The 20,533-nt window shown below is 59.3% G+C and carries 25 protein-coding genes; 18 read left to right on the top strand and 7 right to left on the bottom strand.

Annotation, left to right across the window (positions count from 1 at the left end; translation table 11 throughout):
* Positions 1 to 128 precede the first annotated feature (128 nt).
* From SFU85_05310 to SFU85_05290, 5 genes are all read left to right on the top strand, one after another.
* Complete coding sequence (locus SFU85_05310) at positions 129 to 1,034, top strand: LysR family transcriptional regulator (GenBank protein ID MDX6766187.1); 906 nt, start codon at positions 129 to 131, stop codon at positions 1,032 to 1,034.
* Between the two features lie 69 nt (positions 1,035 to 1,103).
* Positions 1,104 to 1,589, top strand: coding sequence for a MarR family transcriptional regulator (locus tag SFU85_05305; protein MDX6766186.1), 486 nt, complete (start codon positions 1,104 to 1,106; stop codon positions 1,587 to 1,589).
* A gap of 102 nt (positions 1,590 to 1,691) precedes the next feature.
* Positions 1,692 to 2,321 carry an NAD(P)H-dependent oxidoreductase gene (locus SFU85_05300; GenBank protein MDX6766185.1) on the top strand — a complete coding sequence of 210 codons (630 nt, stop codon included), beginning with the start codon at positions 1,692 to 1,694 and terminating at the stop codon, positions 2,319 to 2,321.
* A 32-nt stretch (positions 2,322 to 2,353) separates the two neighbouring features.
* Positions 2,354 to 2,812 carry a DoxX family protein gene (locus SFU85_05295; protein ID MDX6766184.1) on the top strand — a complete coding sequence of 153 codons (459 nt, stop codon included), beginning with the start codon at positions 2,354 to 2,356 and terminating at the stop codon, positions 2,810 to 2,812.
* 49 nt (positions 2,813 to 2,861) lie between these two features.
* Entirely contained in the window at positions 2,862 to 3,566 is a 705-nt protein-coding gene (locus SFU85_05290) for a pirin family protein (protein MDX6766183.1), read from the top strand.
* Positions 3,567 to 3,584: 18 nt separating this feature from the next.
* Here the strand turns inward: SFU85_05290 and SFU85_05285 are convergent, their stop codons facing one another.
* From SFU85_05285 to SFU85_05275, 3 genes are read right to left on the bottom strand one after another with little or no spacing between them, the layout of a single operon-like run.
* On the bottom strand, positions 3,585 to 3,890 hold the full coding sequence (locus SFU85_05285; protein MDX6766182.1) for a 4a-hydroxytetrahydrobiopterin dehydratase: 306 nt from the start codon (positions 3,888 to 3,890) through the stop codon (positions 3,585 to 3,587).
* Positions 3,887 to 4,942, bottom strand: a complete 1,056-nt coding sequence (locus SFU85_05280) for a glycoside hydrolase family 3 N-terminal domain-containing protein (protein ID MDX6766181.1) — start codon at positions 4,940 to 4,942, stop codon at positions 3,887 to 3,889. Before SFU85_05280 ends, SFU85_05285 begins: the two co-directional genes overlap by 4 nt.
* A 53-nt stretch (positions 4,943 to 4,995) precedes the next feature.
* Positions 4,996 to 7,059, bottom strand: coding sequence for a TonB-dependent receptor (locus tag SFU85_05275; GenBank protein MDX6766180.1), 2,064 nt, complete (start codon positions 7,057 to 7,059; stop codon positions 4,996 to 4,998).
* A gap of 119 nt (positions 7,060 to 7,178) precedes the next feature.
* Between SFU85_05275 and SFU85_05270 the strand changes: the two genes are divergently transcribed.
* The 8 genes from SFU85_05270 (at position 7,179) to SFU85_05235 (ending at position 11,567) form a co-directional block, all read left to right on the top strand.
* A complete protein-coding gene (locus SFU85_05270; protein MDX6766179.1) occupies positions 7,179 to 7,700 on the top strand; it encodes a hypothetical protein in 522 nt (173 codons plus the stop codon).
* Between the two features lie 72 nt (positions 7,701 to 7,772).
* Complete coding sequence (locus tag SFU85_05265; GenBank protein MDX6766178.1) at positions 7,773 to 8,192, top strand: hypothetical protein; 420 nt, start codon at positions 7,773 to 7,775, stop codon at positions 8,190 to 8,192.
* A 30-nt stretch (positions 8,193 to 8,222) separates the two neighbouring features.
* Positions 8,223 to 8,645: a DCC1-like thiol-disulfide oxidoreductase family protein gene (locus tag SFU85_05260; GenBank protein MDX6766177.1), complete on the top strand. Its 423-nt coding sequence runs from the start codon at positions 8,223 to 8,225 to the stop codon at positions 8,643 to 8,645.
* Complete coding sequence (locus SFU85_05255) at positions 8,642 to 9,022, top strand: hypothetical protein (GenBank protein ID MDX6766176.1); 381 nt, start codon at positions 8,642 to 8,644, stop codon at positions 9,020 to 9,022. The genes SFU85_05260 and SFU85_05255 overlap by 4 nt, the downstream gene beginning before the upstream one ends.
* Positions 9,019 to 9,453: a hypothetical protein gene (locus SFU85_05250; protein ID MDX6766175.1), complete on the top strand. Its 435-nt coding sequence runs from the start codon at positions 9,019 to 9,021 to the stop codon at positions 9,451 to 9,453. The genes SFU85_05255 and SFU85_05250 overlap by 4 nt, the downstream gene beginning before the upstream one ends.
* The gene (locus SFU85_05245) at positions 9,444 to 10,166 is read left to right on the top strand and encodes a DUF2071 domain-containing protein (GenBank protein ID MDX6766174.1); all 723 of its coding nucleotides are present in this window, start codon (positions 9,444 to 9,446) and stop codon (positions 10,164 to 10,166) included. The genes SFU85_05250 and SFU85_05245 overlap by 10 nt, the downstream gene beginning before the upstream one ends.
* A 49-nt stretch (positions 10,167 to 10,215) precedes the next feature.
* A complete protein-coding gene (locus SFU85_05240; protein MDX6766173.1) occupies positions 10,216 to 10,593 on the top strand; it encodes an addiction module toxin RelE in 378 nt (125 codons plus the stop codon).
* Positions 10,590 to 11,567 (top strand): VWA domain-containing protein, encoded by a 978-nt coding sequence (locus SFU85_05235; GenBank protein ID MDX6766172.1) that lies wholly within the window; start codon positions 10,590 to 10,592, stop codon positions 11,565 to 11,567. The genes SFU85_05240 and SFU85_05235 overlap by 4 nt, the downstream gene beginning before the upstream one ends.
* A gap of 7 nt (positions 11,568 to 11,574) precedes the next feature.
* On the opposite strand, the gene SFU85_05230 is transcribed toward SFU85_05235, so the two are convergent.
* A complete protein-coding gene (locus tag SFU85_05230) occupies positions 11,575 to 12,453 on the bottom strand; it encodes an FHA domain-containing protein (GenBank protein ID MDX6766171.1) in 879 nt (292 codons plus the stop codon).
* 129 nt (positions 12,454 to 12,582) lie between these two features.
* Between SFU85_05230 and SFU85_05225 the strand changes: the two genes are divergently transcribed.
* Both SFU85_05225 and typA read left to right on the top strand, forming a co-directional pair.
* Positions 12,583 to 13,497, top strand: coding sequence for an SAM-dependent chlorinase/fluorinase (locus SFU85_05225; protein ID MDX6766170.1), 915 nt, complete (start codon positions 12,583 to 12,585; stop codon positions 13,495 to 13,497).
* Between the two features lie 95 nt (positions 13,498 to 13,592).
* On the top strand, positions 13,593 to 15,425 hold the full coding sequence (gene typA, locus SFU85_05220) for a translational GTPase TypA (GenBank protein ID MDX6766169.1): 1,833 nt from the start codon (positions 13,593 to 13,595) through the stop codon (positions 15,423 to 15,425).
* 251 nt (positions 15,426 to 15,676) lie between these two features.
* On the opposite strand, the gene SFU85_05215 is transcribed toward typA, so the two are convergent.
* Both SFU85_05215 and SFU85_05210 read right to left on the bottom strand, forming a co-directional pair.
* A complete protein-coding gene (locus SFU85_05215; protein ID MDX6766168.1) occupies positions 15,677 to 16,057 on the bottom strand; it encodes a PIN domain-containing protein in 381 nt (126 codons plus the stop codon).
* On the bottom strand, positions 16,054 to 16,266 hold the full coding sequence (locus tag SFU85_05210; GenBank protein ID MDX6766167.1) for a type II toxin-antitoxin system VapB family antitoxin: 213 nt from the start codon (positions 16,264 to 16,266) through the stop codon (positions 16,054 to 16,056). The genes SFU85_05215 and SFU85_05210 overlap by 4 nt, the downstream gene beginning before the upstream one ends.
* A 174-nt stretch (positions 16,267 to 16,440) precedes the next feature.
* Between SFU85_05210 and SFU85_05205 the strand changes: the two genes are divergently transcribed.
* The 3 genes from SFU85_05205 (at position 16,441) to SFU85_05195 (ending at position 19,607) form a co-directional block, all read left to right on the top strand.
* The gene (locus tag SFU85_05205) at positions 16,441 to 16,887 is read left to right on the top strand and encodes a cyclic nucleotide-binding domain-containing protein (GenBank protein ID MDX6766166.1); all 447 of its coding nucleotides are present in this window, start codon (positions 16,441 to 16,443) and stop codon (positions 16,885 to 16,887) included.
* A 543-nt stretch (positions 16,888 to 17,430) separates the two neighbouring features.
* Positions 17,431 to 17,793, top strand: coding sequence for a hypothetical protein (locus SFU85_05200; GenBank protein MDX6766165.1), 363 nt, complete (start codon positions 17,431 to 17,433; stop codon positions 17,791 to 17,793).
* Between the two features lie 968 nt (positions 17,794 to 18,761).
* Positions 18,762 to 19,607, top strand: coding sequence for a DUF2806 domain-containing protein (locus SFU85_05195; GenBank protein ID MDX6766164.1), 846 nt, complete (start codon positions 18,762 to 18,764; stop codon positions 19,605 to 19,607).
* A gap of 153 nt (positions 19,608 to 19,760) precedes the next feature.
* On the opposite strand, the gene SFU85_05190 is transcribed toward SFU85_05195, so the two are convergent.
* Positions 19,761 to 20,477: a metallophosphoesterase gene (locus SFU85_05190; protein ID MDX6766163.1), complete on the bottom strand. Its 717-nt coding sequence runs from the start codon at positions 20,475 to 20,477 to the stop codon at positions 19,761 to 19,763.
* Positions 20,478 to 20,533: the final 56 nt, after the last annotated feature.

Genomic DNA, 20,533 nt, shown 5'->3' with positions numbered 1-20,533 from the left:
TCCACCCTGCGTGGTTTTGAAAAATACTTCCAATCGATAATCTGTATTGTAGTATTGATTCTATCAATGTCTGGCATCTGCTTGCCAAGGGGCCAAGCCGGCCGGACGCAGAACGGAGCGGACGGACGATGATGAATCCCCACCACCTCGAACTTTTTTACTACGTGGCCAAGCATCGCGGGATTGTCGCCGCCTGCCGTCATATCCCCTATGGCGTGCAACAACCGGCGGTGAGCTCCCAATTGATCAAGCTGGAGGAATCGGTCGGCGCACGCCTCTTCGAGCGGAAACCCTTCCAGCTGACAACGGCCGGGGCGGAGCTTTTCGCTTTCATCAGTCCATTTTTTGCCGGTTTGGCGGATGTCGAATCCTCCCTCAAAGGCAGGGTCTTGCGCCAATTGAGGCTGGCCGGCCCCACCCAGTTGATGCGGGATCACCTGCCCGAGCTGCTCACCCGGCTCCAACGGGAGGAACCGGGTGCAAAACTTCGTCTGATCGAAGCCGACCAGCGCACGGCCCAAGATCTACTGCTGCGCGGCGAGGTTGATCTGGCTGTTGCTGTCATGGAGACACGCCCGCCGGCAGGGCTCAAAGTCGATAAGCTGATCGATCTGCCCCTCTTGATCCTGGTCCAATCCCGCAGTCCCTACAAAAGGTCGGTCGATGTGATCCGAGATGGGGCGGCCGGAAAGGTCCCGTTGGTAGCCCTGCCGGACCACGAGCTTCTCAGCAGGTTGTTTCAAACCACCCTGCGTGAAAAAGGCCTCCGTTGGCCCGTCAGCATCGAGGTCAATTCGACCGAACTTGCCGGGCGTTACGTCGCCCTCGGCATAGGGGCCGGCCTTTCAGCCGCCTCCCCCGCCGCTCCACCCGTCCCCGGAGTCCGCGCCCTGGCGCTTCAGGGTTTCCCCACCCTTCCGGTCGCCGCACTCTGGAAGGGTTCACTCACCCCGCTGGCCTCCCGCTTCCTCTCAGCCCTCAGGGCCCGGGCCGCCGCGCAGAAACTCCCCAAACAAAAGCAAGCCCCAGCCTGATCTGCCCTGGCTGATTCCGCTCTCTTCAAATTATCTTGACGTGAAGATATATTTGTTTAGGTTGGGCACATGAGCAAAAGCGCATCCGCCAACGGAGCCCGGGTATTCCTCGCTCTGTGGAAGTCATGGAAAGCGGTCGAATCCTACGATCGTTCCTCCATTGGCGCGACTGGCTTGGGTTTTTCTGATTTTGCGGTCCTGGAAGTCTGCCTCCACCGGGGACCCCTTCCGGTGAACACCATCGGACGCAAGGTGCACCTGACCAGCGGCTCCATCAGCACGGCGGTCGACCGCCTCGAAGGCAAAAAGTTGGTGCGCCGCCAGGAATCCGACGACGACGCCCGGGTCACTCTGGTCGAACTGACCCCGAAGGGACGTCTTCTCATTGAACGCGTCTACCGGGAGCACGCACAGCGGCTCGATTTGCTCTCGGACGTTCTTGGCTCGGACGAGCGCCGCCAACTGGTCCGGCTGCTGACCAAACTGGGACGCCACGCCGAGACCATCCAAGCCCCCCAGCGACCCGCCGGGGCCAATACCTTCAACGATGTGTGAATTTTACCCTCATATCTTGATATCAAGATAACATCCACTAAGTTAAATGAATCACCTCCTGCCATCCCAAGCATCCCCAAACCCCAACCCCCGAAACCCCTTATGAAAAAACTCCTCCATATTGAAGCCTCCCCGCGCAAACAGCGTTCACATTCCCTCGCGGCCGCCCGCCAACTGATCGACCTTTGGCGGCAAAGCCACCCCGATGGAAATGTGGAAACGCTCGATCTTTGGTCGGCGGAACTCCCGCCCTTCAATGAAGCGGCTCTTGACGCCAAATACGCCATCCTCCACGGCCTGCCTCATACGGACGCGGAGAAGGCTGCCTGGGACATCATCGCCGGCTACGCCGCCCAGCTCACTTCGGCGGACGCCATCGTTATTTCCACGCCGATGTGGAACTTCAGCGTTCCCTACATCCTGAAGCATTACTTCGATCTGGTCATCCAGCCGGGTTTGACTTTCAGCTATTCGCCCGAAACGGGTTACACCGGTCTGGTTGCTGGCAAAAAAGCCGTCGTGGTTTACGCCCGCGGCGGGGCCTACGGGCCCGGAACCGGAGCCGAGGCTTATGACCTCCAGACCCGGACCGTGCGTCAGCTTCTCGGATTCATCGGGGTGTCCGATGTGACCGATGTTCTGGTCGAGCCCACCCTCGCTCCGGCTGATGTTCAGGAAGCCTCCCGAACCGCCCTCCAACCTGCCCTGGCCGCGGCTGCCGCCAGCCTTTGATTCACCCACCCAAACCATCCAATCCAAAAATCATGAAAAAAATCCTCCAACAACTCCTCCAAACTGAAAACGCCCTCCACCTGCTGGTCCTCCGGCTCATTGTGGCCATCGCCATCTTCCCACATGGTGCGCAAAAGGCCCTCGGGTGGTGGGGTGGCTACGGATTTGAGGGAACCATGGGCTTCTTTACCAGCAAACTTGGCATTCCCTATGTCTTCGCCCTGCTGGCCATCGCCGCGGAATTCCTCGCCCCGTTGGCCTTGGTGCTGGGCTTGACCAGCCGCATCGCCGCCTTCGGCATCGGTTTCACCATCGCCACCGCCGCCTTCATGGCCCATATCCAAAACGGATTCTTCATCGACTGGATGAATACCCAACAGGGGGCCCATGGGATCGAATACCACATCCTTCTGGCCGGCGCCTCCCTCGCCGTGGTCATCGGGGGTGCTGGCCGCTGGTCGCTCGACCGGCTGATCGCCCGACGCCTGTGAAGGACTTCTCTTGAACCCTAACCCGAACGTTCAACCGGAAATCACCACCATGATCCATCTTCGCAAAGCTTCAGACCGCGGCCATACCGACTTCGGTTGGTTGGACAGCCGGCACACCTTTTCTTTTGGCGAATACCAAGACCCCGCTCACATCGAATTCGGCCCCTTGCGCGTCATCAACGACGACCGGGTGGCCGGGGGCGGGGGCTTTCCCACCCATCCCCACCGTGACATGGAAATCTTCTCCTATGTGGTCGAGGGGGCTTTGCAACACCGCGACAGCATGGGCCACGGCAGCATCGTCCGAGCGGGCGGCGTGCAACGGATCACGGCGGGCCGTGGCATCGCCCACAGCGAATTCAACCCATCGCCCAGCGAGGCTGTCCATTTCCTGCAGATCTGGATCAAGCCCAAAGCCCGTGGGCTGGATCCGGGTTATGCGGAAAAGCAGTTCAGCCGGGAGGAAAAACTCAACCGCCTGCACCCCATCCTGAGCCCGGATGGGCGGGAGGGGTCGGTGACGCTGCAACAAGACGCCGTCGTCTATGCCTCGATTCTGGAACCGGGTCGCCGTGTCACACACGCGCTGCCTTCTCCACGACAGGCTTGGATCCAGATCGTCCGGGGTGCGTTGAAGCTGAACGGGCAAACTCTGGGCACTGGTGACGGCGCCGCAGTGGAAGGGGAAACGGATCTGCTCCTCGAAGCCTCCGAAGAGTCGGAATTCCTGCTCATCGATCTGCCCGACGCGTGAAGGACCCGGCCGGGCCCGTCAGGCTTCGCCGTTGGTGCGGGCATGGACTTCCATGCGCGAGGCCAATTCAAAATCCAGGTCCGTGATGCCTTGGGCATGATGGGTGGTCAGGTCGACTTTGACCGTGGCCCAGACATTCGACCACTCGGGGTGGTGGTTCAACTTCTCCGCTTCCAAGGCACTGGCGGTCATGAACGCAAAGGCTTCCACGAAATTGGCAAACTTGAATTCCCGGTGGAGCTTGCCGTCTTTCAACGACCACCCCGGGATTTGTGAGAGTCGTTCTTGGACAACTGCATCCACCAGCCGTCGGGCCCGGGTCATTTCCCCACCTGCGCGCGAACTTTTTCCCGCAGGGCTCTGATCCCGTCGTTGATGGCGGCAAAGGCTTGGGCGTCGAAGGCCGGCGGTATCGAGACCACGGTTTTTTTGAAGGCGGAGATGCGGGCCAGGGCGGGCTCCAACAAGGTGGACGGCAGTGACTCCAACACATCACTCGCGATCTGCACGCAGGCCGGGTTGTGGCAGTAAAGCAGGATGTCATGCCCGGCCTCCATGGCGAGCCGGGTGGCCGACTCGCTCGGGTAATGGTTGGCGATGGCGCCCATTTCCAGGTCGTCGGTCATGACCAGCCCGCGGTAGCCCAGTTCCCCGCGGAGGAGATCGGTCACCACTTTGCGCGAAAGCGAAGCCGGGAGGGCGTCGCTGTGCCAGGCGGGAAAGAATCCATGCCCGACCATGAAGGCGGAGGCGTGGAGGAAATTGCGGAAGCTTTGCAGTTCTTCTTTCTCCATTTCGGCGCGGGTGCGGTCGATGCGAGGCAGTTCCCCGTGGGGGTCGAGGGCGCAGTAGGTGTAGCCCGGGAAATGCTTGGCCGTGCCACGCACGCCCTGCGATTCCATTCCCCTTAGGAAGGCCGAGGCGTTGCGCTGGACTTCTTCCACTGTGCGGCCGAGGCAGCGGCCGCGCAGGGAATTGTCCCGCTCCTCATCGATGCTCCAATCGACCACCGGGGCGAGATTGAGGTTGAAGCCGAAGAGCTTGAGCAAGCGTCCCGTCAGCACACCATGCTCCTCACACCAGTCTTCGCGCCCGGCCAGGCAAAGATCGTAGCCGGAGGGCGGTTCCTGGCCGATCAACTTGAGGCGCGAAACCCGTCCTCCTTCCTGGTCGATCGTCACAATGGGGGTCTGGTGGCAGAGTTCGTAGAACTCCGAAATGAGCCGGTAGACCTGCTCGGCCGAGGCCAGATTGCGTCCGAAGAGGATGAACCCACCGGGCTGGACGCGGCGGATGAGGTCGCGCAGGCCATCGGTCAGTTCGGGGCCGGGCACACCCATCACGATGGGCTGACCGGTGAGGGAAGGGGCAGTCATGAGCGGTGGATTGTGCCTCCCCGCTTTGCCAACGCACGCCGATTTTTACGAGCTCACCACTTCCAAGAGACCCCGCCATAGAAGGCGCGACCCGTTCCCGGGAAGAAAACCCGCCGGTCCGCACCGCCGGCATCGGCGATGACGGAGACGTCGGCGATGAACGTATCATCTCCGAGGTTCTGCGCTTCGAAAAACACCTGTATCCCCTGTGGTTTGCCATAGCCTGCCCGAAACCCGAAGAGCGCAAAGGCGTCGCTCTTCAAGCTGTTGGCATAATCAACCGGGATCCCCAACGGTTGCACCTGCACCTCGGGCACCAGATAAAAGCCGGATCCATGTCGCAACTCCAAAGCGCTGCGCAGGACCACTTCCGGCACCCCGGCGATGCGGTTGCTGCCGAATTGGGGATCACCGACGAGGTGGAAGTCGTTCCAGGTGGCCTGTTGTGTCAGCCGCACCGAATGGCCGGCGACGTTGTCCACCGGCTGGAGGAATTCCCAGGACACTTCCGATTCGATGCCACGATGGATGGATTCCGGTGTGTTGCGGGTGTCGGTGGAACCCGGGGCATTCTCGGTGATGAGGTATTCATCCTCCAGCCAGGCGTGGTAAAAAGCCGCGTCCCAGGCCAGTTTCCCGAAAGTCCCGCGCGAGCCGATTTCCAGAGTGGTGGATTGCTGGACATCGAGCGGGAAAAAGTTGGCGGCACCCACCCGGTAGAGGTCGGCTTGGGTCGGGGGTTCCTGGGCGTGCGCGGCGTTGGCATACACTTGCACGTCATCCACGGGCCGGAAGACCACCCCGATGGCCGGATTGACCAGGAAATAATCGACTTCGTCGGCGGTCCGCTGCTCGCCCGCACCCACCACCCGGTCTGAGAGTGCGCGCAGGGCGTAACCCATGTGGAGCGAGGTCACCAGATGCCACCGATCGACGAATTCGACGTCATGCTGGAGGAACAAGTCAGAGTTGGCAAAACGGTCCCTGGTGTCGTCGACCACGGCACCCCGATTGCCCCCGCCGGTGTTTTCGTAGCTCGTTTCCTCATTGCCCGCCGCGCCGCCGGTCAGGCTTGCGGAAAAGAGCTGTGGACGTCCGGCCAGTTCTGCCTCGCGGGTCCACTTCACGCGCGCCCCGCTGTCCCAGCCGTCGGTGTCAAAAACCCGGTTGCGGGGATTGCGGATGGAGGAAGCGGTGAACCAGGCCCCGCCCTCGATGCGGTCGTCCGTCCCCTGCCAGGCAAACCGGTCGGCCACGCGGTGCCACACCAATTCATCGCGCCAATCGGCCAGCACGCGGTCGAAGGCGGGGGCCGGGCTGGAGGCGGCCTGTCGGCGGTCACGGCCGATCTGCGCCAGGGTCAGGGCACCGGGCAATTCTTCGTCGCTCTGGAATCCGGTGTAGTACAAACGGTTTTCCCAGTGACCCGGATCACCCCAGCCGAGGTTGACGGTGGCGTGTTGGCGGTTCAATTGGCCGTGCTGCCGGAAGCCATCGGCGGTGGAGTTGGTCAGGGAGGCAAAGCCATCGACCGTATCCGTGGCCCAGCCTCCGGCGACGTGTTGGCGATAGCTGCCATAGCTGCCGAATTCCGTCCGCGCTTCGGCTTGGGGGAGATCGCGGCCGGTCCGGGTGATGAAGTCCAACGAACCACCCAGCGCGTTGGTCACTCCTCCTGCCGAATTGGCGCTGCGGAACACCCGGACATGGGAAAGGGCGAGGGGTTCGACCGCCCCGAGAAAATCAAAGTCGGCATCCGACACGTTGAGCGGCAGGCCGTCGAGCTGCAGGGCGATCCCGCGGGTGTCGGCATTTCGGGCCAGGCCGCTGCCGCGGAGGGAAAAGCGCGTCTGGGCGGAGCCGTTGCGCGAACGGCTGTATAGACCGGGGACTTCGAGAAGACTGTCGGCGAGCGTGGCTGGGGCACCCTCCTGAACCCTTTCCAGTTCCTCCACCGAGACCGCACCGGCCAGCCGTTCCAGTTCCAGCCGGGAGGAGGGGACCGTGGGTGAGACCCCCGCCCGGTCAGCATCCGCCCGGACCACGATCGGTTCTTGGACCGCCGCGGCCGCGCCGACCCAAACCAGCAGCCATAGAACTCCGGACCAGATCCACATGCGCTCCAAGCTGGAGGACCGGTGCCCCTCCGACAATCCCGGTCTTGGTTTACCGTCATCGGGCCTGCGCCCTAGAAGCTTGACATTTATCGTATTTTCAGTATTTATTGAAAATACAAATGAGCGATCCCCATCCCACACTGGAGCAGGCCCGGGACGAATTCGTCACCCAGTGGGGGACGATCGGCAGCGCCTGGGGGATCAACCGCACCATGGCCCAGATCCATGCCCTGCTCATCACCACCCCCCAGGCCCTGACCACGGACGAGGTCATGGAGGAATTGAAGATCAGTCGCGGCAATGCCCACATGAACCTGCGTGAACTCTGTGGGTGGGGGCTGGTCCGCAGCGTGATCCGCAAGGGCGAAAGAAAGGAATACTTCGAGGCCGAGAAAGATGTCTGGAAGATGTTCACCATCATCGTGCGCGAGCGGAAACGGCGCGAGATCGAACCCGCGCTCCAGGCGCTGCAGCGCTGCAAGGAGCAAACCAAGGGGCTCAAGGGCGATGCCGCCACCGCCTTCCACCAACAAATCACCGCCCTGGCCGACTTTGTCGCCCTGGCCAACGGGGTCATGGACAAAGTATCGACCGGCCCGGCCCGCGTCTTCCTTCCCCTGGCCAAGAAACTGATCAAATGAACCGCTTTTTATTTGCCACTTATTTTCAATATTTCCTGAATCTCCCATAAACATCAACAGAAAGACCCGACCATGACCCCGATCCTCTGGACTTACACCGCCTACGTCACCCTCAGCCTGGCCCTGACCATCTGGGTGGCCCGCACGCTGCACAAGGGCGGGCGGGTCTTCCTGGTCGATGTCTTCGGCGGGAACACCGAACTGGCCGATTCGACCAACCACCTGTTGGTGGTCGGATTCTATCTCATCAACCTGGGCTACATCGCGCTCAACCTGCGCTATGCCTTTGAAATTGATACCACCCGTGCGGGGGTGGAAGTCCTGAGCGGAAAAGTGGGCGGAGTGCTGGTGGCCCTCGGCCTCCTCCACTTCTTCAATCTCTTCGTCTTCTCGCGCATCCGCCGCCGTGCCCTCCGCGCGGGATGCGAAGCCCCTCCCCCGATCCCGGCGCAGGGACTGGTCCAAACCAACCTCGAAACCTTCAACCCGTAAATGGGGACGACACCCAACAGATTCAAAAAAATGAAACGATTGACGGTGTTGTATGACGGCTCGTGCGGGTTCTGCTGCCGGTGCCGCGATTGGCTGGAGGCACAGGACCAGATCATTCCCCTGGAATTCCTGCCGTTGCAATCAGAGGAAGTGGCCCGGCGATTTGGTGACCTGCGGCAGATGCGACCGGAGGAACAGATGCTGGCCATTGCCGACAACGGCGATCTCTGGATGGGCGATGCCGCATGGGTGATGTGTCTATACACCCTGCGAGATTACCGGGATCTGGCCGACAAGTTTGCTCACTCATCCTTCCGGCCTTTGATCCGAAACCTGTATCGCCTGATTTCCTCGAATCGCCACCGGGTCTCGAACCTGCTCGGCCTGCAACCCGACGGGTTGAAAGACGCGGCCATGGGCGTTCTCTGTCATACAGGGGGCTGCAGCCGATGAATACGTTTCGCTGGATCGCGCGAGCTATGGCCGTGCTCAATGGACTCCTGGGCATACTCGCGGGCATCTATCTCATCTTCCCGGTCGCTTATCTCTTTCAATTCCGTAATTGGAAAGAGGCTGCCTGTTCGTTGGGCTGCATCCTCATCGCCATCCCCGGATACGTGCTCTGGTGGACCTACCTCCAAGCAAGCCGCAATAAGCCCACCCAGCGCTACCTGTGGTTGGTCAGTGCCGCTTACAATGGACTGGGCGTCGCCTTGGGCTTGTTTGTTGCCTACCAAACCCACCATCTACCCCCGTTGTTATTGTGGCCCGTCATCATGACCGGCCTCAGCCTTTGGGCGTGGCGGTTGGCCTCAAGGGGGTCCTTGTGAATCTGATCTACGGGGTCTTGTCTTTTCTGGGACCGGGACTGTTAGGCCATTCGCTCGCGTCGGCCACCGGCGGTCTCACGCACCAAGATGGCATCCTGCTGATGTGGGTCCTGCCCGGCTTGGCCTGGGTTCTCTTCGGGGCTTTGTGCCCGCTGATCTTTGGCTGGAGTCTCATGACTGCCGCCCGCATTTGCCTGCGCAGCATGGCCGCGGGCTCCATGCTGCTGGGTCTCGCTTCGCTGGGTTCCTGTTTTGACTCAGGGATTGCTTGGTATGTGGTTTCGATATTGGCCTCGCATGTTCTCATGCTGGGCGTGTTCGTATTGAACGGACGCCGGCTGGGAACCTCAGTTATCAATTTGCTCATCGGTTGGTTCATCGGACTCGACGGGGCGGCACTCTTTCTGACAGGAGCGGTCTTATGGGTCTGATCTCCCTTCCCCCCAACCCCCTGGCCATGCGAGGCCGCCTGGCCCGCTGCTGGTTGGTGGTTTACCGGGCACCCATCGAGTCGGTGCAGGCCCGTCTGCCCGGGGGCTTGGAGGTCGTCGAACACTACGGGTTTGGATTCTACCATTGGGTGGTGTGTGAGGTGCGCCACATGCGGCCGGCCCCATTACCGCCGTGGATGGGTTTTCACTACCACCACGCCGCCCTCCGCATCCTCTGCCGGGCCCGCCTGGCCGACGGCTCGATGCGGGCGGGTCTGTATTTTTTACGCAGCGACTGCGACCTGCCTCCGTTGGTTCCCATCGGCAACATCATGACCGACTTCCAATTCCACGCCTCCCGCGTGGCCTGGCAGGAAAACGGTCCCCGGACCCAGATCCAAATCGGTGGATCGCAGCCCGCCCGGTGGACTTTGGACCGCGCGGCCTCCCTGCGTGACCGCGACCACTCCCCCTTCCACAGTGTGGAGGAGGCGGTTCGTTTGTTGAAGTATCCCGCCTGCGCCCTTTCGCATAGGGGGGACTCGATCCATGCCCTCACGATCACCCGCGACGAAAGCCGGTGGTGCAGCAGGCCGGTGGCCGTGCTGGACGAGGATGTTCCGGTGATGCGGGAGGCGGGGGCGGAGCTGGAGATGGCATTCGAGGTCGATCCCATCGATTACCAATGGGACCGGGGCCGGCGCATCCGTTGAAACCTCCCGCTTGCGGGATGGATGGGAACAAGGTTAACTTTCTCCGTCCATGATGCAGATCGTTTTCACGCCCACCAGTTCCGCAGAGATGTCGCAGATGCCGAAGCTTCTGCAATTGGAGGTGCTGGACCAGTTCCATGTCCTGACCCCCAATTTTTTTGAGGAACACCCCGACCTGTTCGGGGTCATCACCCAGGACGAGCGGAAGCTTTTCCGCTACCGGGCCAAGGACTACCGGATCTATTTTGAGAAGACCAAGCAGGGGTTGACCGTCCACCGCGTGCTGCACAAAAACACCCTGAAGGATTTTTTCTTCCGTTCTTCCCTTCCCGGAGGTGAGGACGAGGAACTGCAGAAGAACCCCCAGTTCTGGAAGATGATCGACGACCCCGAACGCCATCGCGGCGACAGTCCCCCTCCCGTGTGACCGTTCGCTTCCTCCCGGGGCTGTTGGAGCGGATCACCGCGAAAGGGCGGATCAGTCCGTTCGGGGGTATTCTGGCCCTTTCAGCCACCGGCCACCTCCTCCTGCTGGTGGCCATTCACGGCCTCCCGCTTCATGCAATCCGAAAGGGTTCCAGTCCGGTGCTGCCGGCGGCTTTTGCCGAGGGACTGAACAGGCCGGAAATCGAAACCGCCCAGAAAGAAGAGGTGTTTTTCCGCATCCCGGTGGCGGGCACGCCGGCCAACGTCGGAGAACCCTCCTCTCCGGCCGTCCCGGCCACTTCTCCTGCGACGATCACCACCCGTTCTCCTTCGTCCCCGGCGTCGGCGGTTCCCGGCGCTGCAACGGGAGCGGCCCGGCCATCCTCGCCCCCGAACGCCGGCACCGCCGCATCCGGACCACGCACCGCACCCACTTTCTTCGGACGACCCTTCACCGGCGGCACGGTGGTCTTTGTCATTGATGTTTCCGGGAGCATGTTGGAAAAGTCCGGCAAGGGGAATCGGTTGCGTGAAGCCTTTGACGGCGTGGCCCGTGCTCTGGAAGGCCTGGAGGCCGGCCAACGTTTCAACATCCTGCTTTTCGCCGACCGTGTGGACGCCTTCCGACCGGGCCCCGTGTCGGCGGAGTCGGGCCAAGTCCTTGCCGCCCGGCGTTACCTGGAAAGCGGGGTGGATTGCGGGGGCAGCACGAACCTGCAGGATGCCCTGCGCCTGGCCCTCTCCATGGAGGCCGACACCCTTCTTTTGCTGAGCGACGGCGAGGCCAACTCCGAGGATGCGGCCATTGTGGCCGAGGTGAACCACCTCCAGAACCGCAGGGGACGGCGCACCCGCATTGATGCCGTGGGCTTCTACCTCACGGGCGGGAGCCGGCCGGAGGTCTTACTCCAGCGACTGGCAAGGGACAGCGGCGGGCAATACGCCTCATGGAAGCCGCAGGACATCCGGCGCTGACCGGGGGTCACTTCTTGCCGAACATCTTCGTGAAGAGGCTGTTGTCGCCCTTCTTGGCCCCTTCACCGGTGAGGTTTTTCCAGGTGATGGGCCCCTCGAGCTTGCCGGATTTCTTCATCAGCGCCTTGGGGTCGATCAACTGGGTCTGACCGGATGCGGCCAGGGTGGAGACATTCAACTGCTTGGTCGTCAACGCCACCTTCTGGGCATCGAGGTTGCGGCGCAGCTTCAGGTTCATCGCCACCATGACGGAACCGATTTGGAAGGCATCTCCCGGCTGGAGGATGCGTTCGGCGATGATCTCGTTGTTGATGCGGGTGCCGTTGGTCGAACCAAGATCGACGACGCGGATGCAGTGTTTTTCCAGGGTGATCTTGCAGTGGTGGCTGGAGACCGAGGCGTCCGGGAGGATGATGTCGCAGTCCTCCCCGCGCCCGACCAGGGAGACGGCCTTCTCCAGGTAAAAAAGAAAACCGCGGAAGGGGGTGTTGAGGACCTCGAAGGAAATTTGGTATTGGCCCAGATCCATCAGGCGGATGTCATCCGGTTCATGGGTGCTGTCGCCAAAGTTTCTTTGCAGCGACTCCATGTCGGTCTGCTGGGTGTCCTCGAGCTGGGCGTATTGGAAGAGGAGGGCATCGACCGGGTGCCTCGACTGCACGACCGGGGGGATGGCTCCTTCCTGCCAGCTGATGGTGACCGGATCCCAGCCCATGGCTTGAAAAAGCGCGATGATGCCCCTTTGCCCTTCGGACTCGGCGTGGATGACCTCGCCGTCCATCATGTAGATGAGGGCGGTGCCCAAATCACTCTGCACGGTCATGCACCCGGTGTTCCGGGACTGCCCGTGGAACTGGAGGTATTCGGGTAGGAGCGCGTTGGCCATGGTCGGGGAGGCAATTAAAACTGGGGCTTCATCGGCGGGTTCTTCAAGCCGAATCTACCCCCAACATGCCCCAGCTTTCCCGATTTCCAAGGTTTACCTTCTCCCCGTCTCCGTTAATGTTCTGCCAACGTGTCCAGCGCCCTTCCAGTCCATTGCTCCTCTCTCCTCCACCGCCACCTCCGCCGGTGGCCCCTGCTTCTCTTGGCCGGGGTTTCCCTGGTGTGGGTTTCCTGCAGCACGCCTCCCCCCATGAACCGCCCCATCGCCCTGCTCACCGACTTCGGTTCCCAGGACCCCTACGTCGCCCAGATGAAGGGCGCCATCCTGTCCATCTATCCCGATGCCCGGCTGGTGGACCTGAGCCACACCATCCGGTCCCACGACGTCCGCCAAGGTTCTTACTTCCTCGACAAGGCGGTCCGTCATTTCCCCGCCGACACCATCGTGGTGGCCGTCGTCGATCCCGGAGTGGGCTCGGCCCGCGCCGCCGTGGCCCTGCAAACCCGCACCGGCCGTATTTTCATCGGACCCGACAACGGCCTGTTCAGCCATGTCGTCCTGCGGGAAAAACTCGCCGAAGCCCGCTCGATCGAAAACCGGGAACTGTTCCGCACCCCGGATGTTTCCTCCACCTTCCATGGCCGCGATATCTTCGGACCGGTCGCGGCCCACCTCGCCGCCGGGACCTCCTTCTCGTCCGTCGGCCCGGTGATGAAGAAACTCAATCTCCTCTCCATCAACCCACCCGCCACCCTCGGCGACAAAGTGAACGGCGAAATCTCCCACATCGACGGATTTGGCAATGTCCTGACCAACATCCCCCGCGAATTCCTCGACCCCATGCCCAAGAACGCCCTCCTCCGGGTGCTCGTCGGCGGCAAAACCTACTCCCTGCCCTTCATCGCCAACTACGCCGAAGCCCCCGACAAACGCCCCTTCATCCTGATCAACAGCGACGACGAGGCCGAGATCGCGGTCAAGGAAGGCTCCGCCGGCCAGTTCCTCAAAGTGGAAGCCGGGCAAAAAATCATCCTGCAACGCTGACCCCGGGGAGTCCGACTCTTCAGCCGTCGCACACAAAGGCCTTGCCCGTCCCCGGGCGGCTGCTAGACCTAGTCCTCCTTTTCCACGGAATACCCATGAAAGAAATTCGCAACATCGCCATCGTCGCCCACGTTGACCACGGCAAAACCACCATGGTCGACCAGCTCCTCAAGCAGGCCGGCACCTTCCGCACCAACCAGGTCGTCGCCGAACGCGTCATGGATTCCATGGACCTGGAAAAGGAAAAAGGCATCACCATCCGGGCCAAGAACGCCTCCTTCGAATACAAGGGCGTCCACATCAACATCGTCGACACCCCCGGCCACGCCGACTTCGGCGGCGAAGTCGAACGCATCCTCAAGATGATCGACGGCGTCCTCCTGGTTGTCGATTCCTTCGACGGTCCCCAGGCCCAGACCAAATTCGTCCTGCGCAAGGCCCTCGAAGTCGGGGCCAAGCCCATCGTCGTCATCAACAAAATCGACCGCCCCAACGCCCGTCCCCATGCCGTCCTCGACATGGTCTTCGAACTCTTCCTCGAACTCAACGCCACCGACGAGCAGCTCGATTTCCCCATCGTCTACGCCTCGGGCAAGGACGGCTTCGCGGTCGAGAAATGGGAAGGCGAACTCACCGAAGCGACCAAGAACGCCGGCATGACCTTCCTCTTCGACAGCGTCCTCAAATACGTGCCCGCCCCCCAGCTCCTCCCGCACGAACACTTCACCCTCCTGGTGGCCAACCTCGACTACTCGGACTACGTCGGCCGCATCGCCTACGGCAAGGTCTACTCCGGCACGATCAAGATGGGCGAAACCATCTGGTGCAGCCACGGCGACGGCACCAAGACCAAGGCCAAGGTCACCAAACTCTTCGGCTACCATGGGCTGGAGCAGGTCGAAATCGAATCCGCCACCGCTGGCACCATCATCGGCCTGGCCGGGGTCGAAGAAGTCTTTATCGGCGAAACCATCACCAATTCGGAGACCGCCGAAGCCCTCCCCTTCGTCGCCATCGATCCCCCGACCATCGAAATGCAATTCATGGTCAACGACGGTCCCCTCTGCGGCAAGGAGGGCAAACTCCTGACCGCCCGCCACATCCGCGACCGCCTGATCAAGGAAACCCGCACCAACGTCTCGCTCTTCGTCAAGGACACCGATGCCGCCGGCACCTTCATCGTCAGCGCCCGCGGCGAAATGCAGATCGCCATCCTGGTCGAACAGATGCGCCGCGAGGGCTTCGAGCTCATGGTCTCCCGCCCGCAGGTCATTTTCCAGAAGGACGAGAACGGCAACAAGCTCGAGCCCATCGAAACCCTCTACGTGGAAGTCCCGACGGAAAACCTCGGCGATACCCTCCAGAACCTCGCCAGCCGGAAAGGCGAGATCAAGGACATGAAGCACCAGGCCACCACGGTCTATGTCACCGCCGACATCCCGACCCGCGGCATCATCGGCTTCGAAACCGACCTCAAGAACATGACCAAGGGCATGGGCATCATGTCCCACATCTTCAAGGAATACGGCGCCTTCCGCGGCGAAGTCGTCAGCCGCAACAACGGCGTCGTCATCGCCATGGAAAACGGGGAATCGACCGCCTACTCGCTCTCCGCCCTGCAGGAACGCTGCAAGCCCTTCATCGGACCCGGTGAACCGGTTTATTGCGGCATGATCTTCGCCGAAAACGTCCGTCCCGAGGACATGGTGGCCAATCCGTGCAAGGCCAAAGCCCTGACCAACATGCGTTCGCAGGGCGACGGCAAGGGCATCCAGCTCATGACCCCGATCAAGATGAGCCTGGAACGCGCGCTGGAATACCTGGCCGACGACGAATTGCTCGAAGCGACACCGCTCAGCCTGCGCCTGCGCAAGCGGCACCTCGACCCCAACAAGCGCAAACGCGCCGAGCAAGCCGCATCCGGTTGAACCGGACCGCTCCAGGCGGAGTCGCGGCTCTTCTTCGGAATAGCCTTCAGTCCACTCCCTATTTTTCTGCCATCAATCAGATAGGTGGCCAATGCCAAATCATGTTGAATGAGCCTGTTTCAATCGGAGGGTCGCCGCTTGAAGCGTGGTTGCAAGACGGGCCCCATTTGCTTGCATCACGGGGCGACCAAGCCGCTCAGCGTACGGCCCTCCGGGGCGCTTTCGCGACTAATCAATCGGAGTTGGTATCATCATCCTGCAGCATCCAACTTTTCCAGCATTTCAAAATGCCGGTCTGCATGCTCCAGCGCGGCGCCGTGTTCCCGGGCACAGGCAAAAATCAGAATGTCCGAAGAAGGCACCGTCAATCCCCGCGCCCGCGCGGCATCGGCCAAGTGAACCGCCCGTTGCCACACCGTGTCATCCACCCGAAGACGGGGCAGCACCTCGGCAAAACGGCGCAATACGTTCCGTTCATGATCCGAACCCACCCCGGCCCACAATTCCAACTCCACCGGGGCACACCAAACCGCCTCGCCGTTCCGCAGTAAATCCTCCACCCGCTTCCGCACATCCGCCCGGCCTCGCTTGCGGAGCTGCTCCACCCAGGATGAGGTGTCCACCAACGTCATCGCCGCCGTTCTTCTTTGGATTCCAGCACTTCCAGGGATTCATTCGTAGGGAAGTCGCAGGTGCCTGAAAACTTCAGCAATTCCTCCATGCGGTTCTTGTGGTTGAATGCCTGCAACGCCTGCAAGACCGCTTCCCGTTTCGTGGTCGCTCCGGAGTACTTCATCGCGTCCAAAAGCTCCTGATCGGGAATATCAATGGTGGTCTTCATGACATACAAATAGTGCATATTGATATTCTCCGCAACTGCTTATCATAAGATGCGGGGTATGGTTTCAAGTGGGTGGCTCCAGTATCCGCCCGGGTGGGCTCTGAAACGGTGGCATCAGGTCCGGGCCCGTCTTTTTGCTGGCGTCCGCCGTCCGTCCTCCGGCATCCTGCCGTCATGGCCTCCGTCCTCGAACTCTGCCGCGATCTGGAACAGGTCCGCTTCGCCCCCGGCGAGGTGCTACTGCCCCAGGGCCAGAAGACCGGGTGCCTCTACATCCTGGTTTCCGGGAAACTCGAAGTGGTCCAGCGCGACACGCCCATCACCTTCATCACCGAACCGGGTTCCATCGTCGGGGAATTGTCCGTTCTGCTCGACGTGCCCCACCAGGTCGACGTGAAAGCGGTCACCGAGGTGGTCTGCCACGTGACCCGCGGCGGGCGGGCCTTCCTCAGTTCCACGCCCGAGCTCACCCTCTTCGTGGCCGACTTGCTGGCCAAACGCCTGAAAGGCATGCTTGGCTACCTGGCCGACATCAAGGCCCAGTACGAGGACCGCCAGGACCACCTCGGCATGCTCGACGAAGTCCTGCTCAACCTCGCCCACCGCGTCCCCAAGACCTGAGGCTTCCGGAAGCCAGTCTGCGGCCGTAAGTAGGCTGTTGCTCACCGCGAGGAGCGTGAAGAAAGCGAAGGACGCGAAGTTTTTCGGTTTGGATTGATACAAAACCACAATCATCAGGCCATCGTGCGCCCAGCGGGAGGGCGAAGCTCCTGCAGAGCCGCCTTCGGAAGAAAGACCACTGAACGGCCCGGTCCCGCCATACGACGCTACGGGTGGACCCGGGAGCCTCGCCTTCCCGAAAAACCCGCCGCCTACTCAACGTGTTTGGGTATAACACCAAATTAAGCTGACCAGACGAATCACCTGTAGGGCTGCCGCGAGGTCGCGTCCGCAAGACGCGGTCACGGGACAGTCCCCTGCCGCCGTTCTGTGGCCCCTTGACCCCATTGGCCGCCGAAGCCCCGCTCTCCATTCCCTCTCGACAGACTAACGCCTTGAGCTAGGGTTCTGGGAACGGATCAGGTTGGGTTTCGTGCAAAAGTAAGCTCGTCGTTTAATACACCATTACCTATCTGCCATATCATTCACATAGCCAACAAGTATATGTTTCAAAACCTCTGGAATTTAGAGATTCAGCTTATCCCGGTGATTGTAGCCCTTCTTTTCATTGAGGTGCCCGGAATCATCCGACGTTTTAAGAAACTATTCTATGTCCCAATCTATTTTTCAATTTTCCCCTTTAGGGAACTAAACAAAGACCTCTCAAAATATCTGGCTGATGATTGGTTTTTTGGGGAAGGAGCAAGTTTATCAAAAAAAGAATTGGATGAATTACAGAAAAAGATCGTTCGGAACTCAATTATTTCTATGACTATATCTGTAGTTGTTACACCAGCGATAGCAGGTTTTGCATCAAGCTTTTTTCTGCCTGTGTCGTCTTTTTGGGCCTTTTTATACTTTTCGTAGCATACAAACTAATTGGTTTGGTGCAGTCAGCAATCACCTTTGGTGAACATGCGGTCGCCACCAAAAAGAATATACTTATATATACAATTATTTATTTTGTTTATTTTGGATGTTTTATTACAATTTTTGAGATCAGCTACGATTGGGCGCGTCCATATGTTAAATCTGGTGATCTGATAGGGCTCTGGAAAGAGATTCGCATACTGTTATTTGGACAGATTATAGTATTGGGATTGATCGTCGCGCTTGTAGCGGGTGTTGCAACATCGCTAATTACCGACAGAAAGCTTCGGCAACAATTGCGTGACGACCATCAAAGGTCACTTATCTTCATGGTCTCCTCGAATAGCAAGGCTTCTCCGGAGCGGCCGATCAGATCCTGATTTGATAGCAATTTTGATCACTGAATCATTTTTCAGGCCTGCTTGGTTTCGATTGATTGAGTACCTTTGGTGTAAGTGGCTGTTATTGTTTAACAGGAAGATGGCAGGACATGTATCCATTGGGATAGCCCAAATTCAGTTGCGATATATATCCACAAACCCCACAATTAAAATCTGTTTTGATCCAAGCCTGAACTACGATATTCTGAAGGAATACCATATACAGAAAAAGAGCCTGAATTTTCCGTTACAAGGTAAGATTGCCTCTCATGTGGGCGAAGTAAGAGGCTACTACATGAAACTCATTTATGATTCTTCTAAACAGATAGAGTGGTTGACTTTCGCATCCAGCCAACGCGCTAGGTCGCGCGACTAACGCGGAACACTTGGAATACATCAAAACAACCGAGGCAATACTGAAGCGACAGGGATCATCGTCTGACAATTGACGCAATTGACAGAACCTCTTAAGCAGCACTTCGGCCCGGCCAGTGCGAGTAGTGTTTGAGGACGCCACTATTTGAAAAATAGTAGCAAGACACTGTCAAATGTCAGACGTTGATCCCAAGGCTCAACAAAAAACATATGTCTGACGATCAATCAATATCACTCGTAAATCTAGGCAAGCTTTCTAAGCCTGCGGACACCCTCATCAAAAAAGTCTCTTCGGCTGTTGGAGGTCTATTTGAGCCTTGGCAGATCGAGAGAGTAGCTAAAGCCCAAGCAAAGGCTAATTTAATTAAGGCTCAGTCAGAGATTCAAGTCACTAATCTGCACAGACGAGCAATGTGCCGCTTTGTGGAGGAGGAAGCACAACGACAAGACAACATGGAAAACATAACCGCAAAAGCACTTCCTCAACTTGAGGAAAATTCAGATCCAAGTCTTATCGAGGATGACTGGGTGACAAACTTTTTTGATAAGTCACGTATTGTCTCGGATGACGAAATGCAACAGATCTGGGCAAAGGTATTAGCCGGAGAAGCTAATTCTCCCGGAACCTTTTCAAAACGAACAGTAAATTTTCTAGGAGACCTCGACAAGCGTGATGCTGAGTTATTTCAGAATCTTTGTAGTTTTGGTTGGAATGTTGGGGCATTTACAACATTAATTTTCGATCCGATGGCAGAAATATACAACAAGAAGGGAATCAACTTTAATTCCCTTGTTCATTTGGACAGCATTGGATTAGTGCAATTTCAGGGGCTTGCTGGTTTTAACAGAACTGGTCTACCAAAAATGTTTGCTGCATCATACTGTGGAAAACCACTAAATCTTGTATTGCCTAACGAAGAAAATAATGAGCTGCCTATCGGTCATGTTATTTTAACAAATCTTGGCATGGAGCTTGTTACTGTTTGCAATTCCCCAGGAGTAGATGAATTCATTGATTACGTCAAAGAACAGTGGAAGCAGTTTCTGCCAACATAAGGCATAAGCGAACTATCCGTTTGAGCCAAAGCGCGAAACAAAGCGTAGCATATGGCGCACATGGTATGCACATGGGGTCAGCCCGAGATCTTGACAAAGGGTGGCGTCCAAGCGTCTTGGCCGCTGCCACTAACTTTTCTCAATCTGCACTGTTCACAACTCCAGTGTATCCACTCCTTCAGCGGAAAACCATTGGGCCCGGCGGGCGGCCAGGTCGACCAGGATGCGGGTGGGTTCGCCGCCGATCTGTTTCCCCGGATTGAAGATCCAGGTCTTGCCGATGCGGGCGTGCCAACTGCCTTCGCCGTAAAAGGGTGCGTTGTGGATGTGGCCGCTGAAGACCAAGTCGGGCTGGTATTGCTCAATCCACTCCACCACCACGGGGTCGCCGCCATCGTGCTTTCCGGTCCAGGCCACCGGCGTGCGCGCGGGCGGGTTGTGGTGCAACCAGATCCAGGCCTTCTTGGCGCGGGCCGCGTCCTCCGCCAGCCGGGCCTCGGTCTGGGCCCGGCTGACCGGACCGTCCCACCAGGAGCAGACGCTGAACAACACCCCGTCCTGCTCATGGGAATCGTAGTCCGATTTGATCGAATCTCCTCCCAGTTCCTTCATCCAGCGCGCGGTGCGTTCTCCTGTGGGGGACAGGTCCTGGATGTCGTGGTTGCCCGAGGACGTGAGCAAAACTTTCCCGGCGGAATACCGGCGGAGGTATTTCTGCACCACCACTTCCTGCACTTCCAGATCGACGGACGAACCCATGTCGAGGAGGTCGCCGGCCAGGACAAGGAGGTCGCAGGCGGGGGCGTCCGTGCCGAGCCAGTCGAATTGCCGCAGCGCGTAATGAAGATCAGCCGCGGCCAGGATGCGCATGGCAGTAGTTTGCTTGAGCTTTCGCGGTTGGACAACTCCGATCCTTGCGCTCAAAT

Source organism: Candidatus Methylacidiphilales bacterium, from assembly GCA_033875315.1.
Taxonomy (GTDB): domain Bacteria; phylum Verrucomicrobiota; class Verrucomicrobiia; order Methylacidiphilales; family CAZTYG01; genus JANRJG01.
Note: the sequence above shows the minus strand (reverse complement) of the source record. Positions and strands in the feature narration are given on the sequence as shown.

Excerpts from the sequence above, each read along its gene's own strand:
- SFU85_05310 (MDX6766187.1), top strand. The coding sequence starts at position 129 with ATGATGAATCCCCACCACCTCGAACTTTTTTACTACGTGGCCAAGCAT.
- SFU85_05305 (MDX6766186.1), top strand. The coding sequence starts at position 1,104 with ATGAGCAAAAGCGCATCCGCCAACGGAGCCCGGGTATTCCTCGCTCTG.
- SFU85_05300 (MDX6766185.1), top strand. The coding sequence starts at position 1,692 with ATGAAAAAACTCCTCCATATTGAAGCCTCCCCGCGCAAACAGCGTTCA.
- SFU85_05295 (MDX6766184.1), top strand. The coding sequence starts at position 2,354 with ATGAAAAAAATCCTCCAACAACTCCTCCAAACTGAAAACGCCCTCCAC.
- SFU85_05290 (MDX6766183.1), top strand. The coding sequence starts at position 2,862 with ATGATCCATCTTCGCAAAGCTTCAGACCGCGGCCATACCGACTTCGGT.
- SFU85_05285 (MDX6766182.1), bottom strand. The coding sequence starts at position 3,890 with ATGACCCGGGCCCGACGGCTGGTGGATGCAGTTGTCCAAGAACGACTC.
- SFU85_05280 (MDX6766181.1), bottom strand. The coding sequence starts at position 4,942 with ATGACTGCCCCTTCCCTCACCGGTCAGCCCATCGTGATGGGTGTGCCC.
- SFU85_05275 (MDX6766180.1), bottom strand. The coding sequence starts at position 7,059 with ATGTGGATCTGGTCCGGAGTTCTATGGCTGCTGGTTTGGGTCGGCGCG.
- SFU85_05270 (MDX6766179.1), top strand. The coding sequence starts at position 7,179 with ATGAGCGATCCCCATCCCACACTGGAGCAGGCCCGGGACGAATTCGTC.
- SFU85_05265 (MDX6766178.1), top strand. The coding sequence starts at position 7,773 with ATGACCCCGATCCTCTGGACTTACACCGCCTACGTCACCCTCAGCCTG.
- SFU85_05260 (MDX6766177.1), top strand. The coding sequence starts at position 8,223 with ATGAAACGATTGACGGTGTTGTATGACGGCTCGTGCGGGTTCTGCTGC.
- SFU85_05255 (MDX6766176.1), top strand. The coding sequence starts at position 8,642 with ATGAATACGTTTCGCTGGATCGCGCGAGCTATGGCCGTGCTCAATGGA.
- SFU85_05245 (MDX6766174.1), top strand. The coding sequence starts at position 9,444 with ATGGGTCTGATCTCCCTTCCCCCCAACCCCCTGGCCATGCGAGGCCGC.
- SFU85_05240 (MDX6766173.1), top strand. The coding sequence starts at position 10,216 with ATGATGCAGATCGTTTTCACGCCCACCAGTTCCGCAGAGATGTCGCAG.
- SFU85_05230 (MDX6766171.1), bottom strand. The coding sequence starts at position 12,453 with ATGGCCAACGCGCTCCTACCCGAATACCTCCAGTTCCACGGGCAGTCC.
- typA (MDX6766169.1), top strand. The coding sequence starts at position 13,593 with ATGAAAGAAATTCGCAACATCGCCATCGTCGCCCACGTTGACCACGGC.
- SFU85_05215 (MDX6766168.1), bottom strand. The coding sequence starts at position 16,057 with ATGACGTTGGTGGACACCTCATCCTGGGTGGAGCAGCTCCGCAAGCGA.
- SFU85_05210 (MDX6766167.1), bottom strand. The coding sequence starts at position 16,266 with ATGAAGACCACCATTGATATTCCCGATCAGGAGCTTTTGGACGCGATG.
- SFU85_05205 (MDX6766166.1), top strand. The coding sequence starts at position 16,441 with ATGGCCTCCGTCCTCGAACTCTGCCGCGATCTGGAACAGGTCCGCTTC.
- SFU85_05200 (MDX6766165.1), top strand. The coding sequence starts at position 17,431 with ATGTTTCAAAACCTCTGGAATTTAGAGATTCAGCTTATCCCGGTGATT.
- SFU85_05195 (MDX6766164.1), top strand. The coding sequence starts at position 18,762 with ATGTCTGACGATCAATCAATATCACTCGTAAATCTAGGCAAGCTTTCT.
- SFU85_05190 (MDX6766163.1), bottom strand. The coding sequence starts at position 20,477 with ATGCGCATCCTGGCCGCGGCTGATCTTCATTACGCGCTGCGGCAATTC.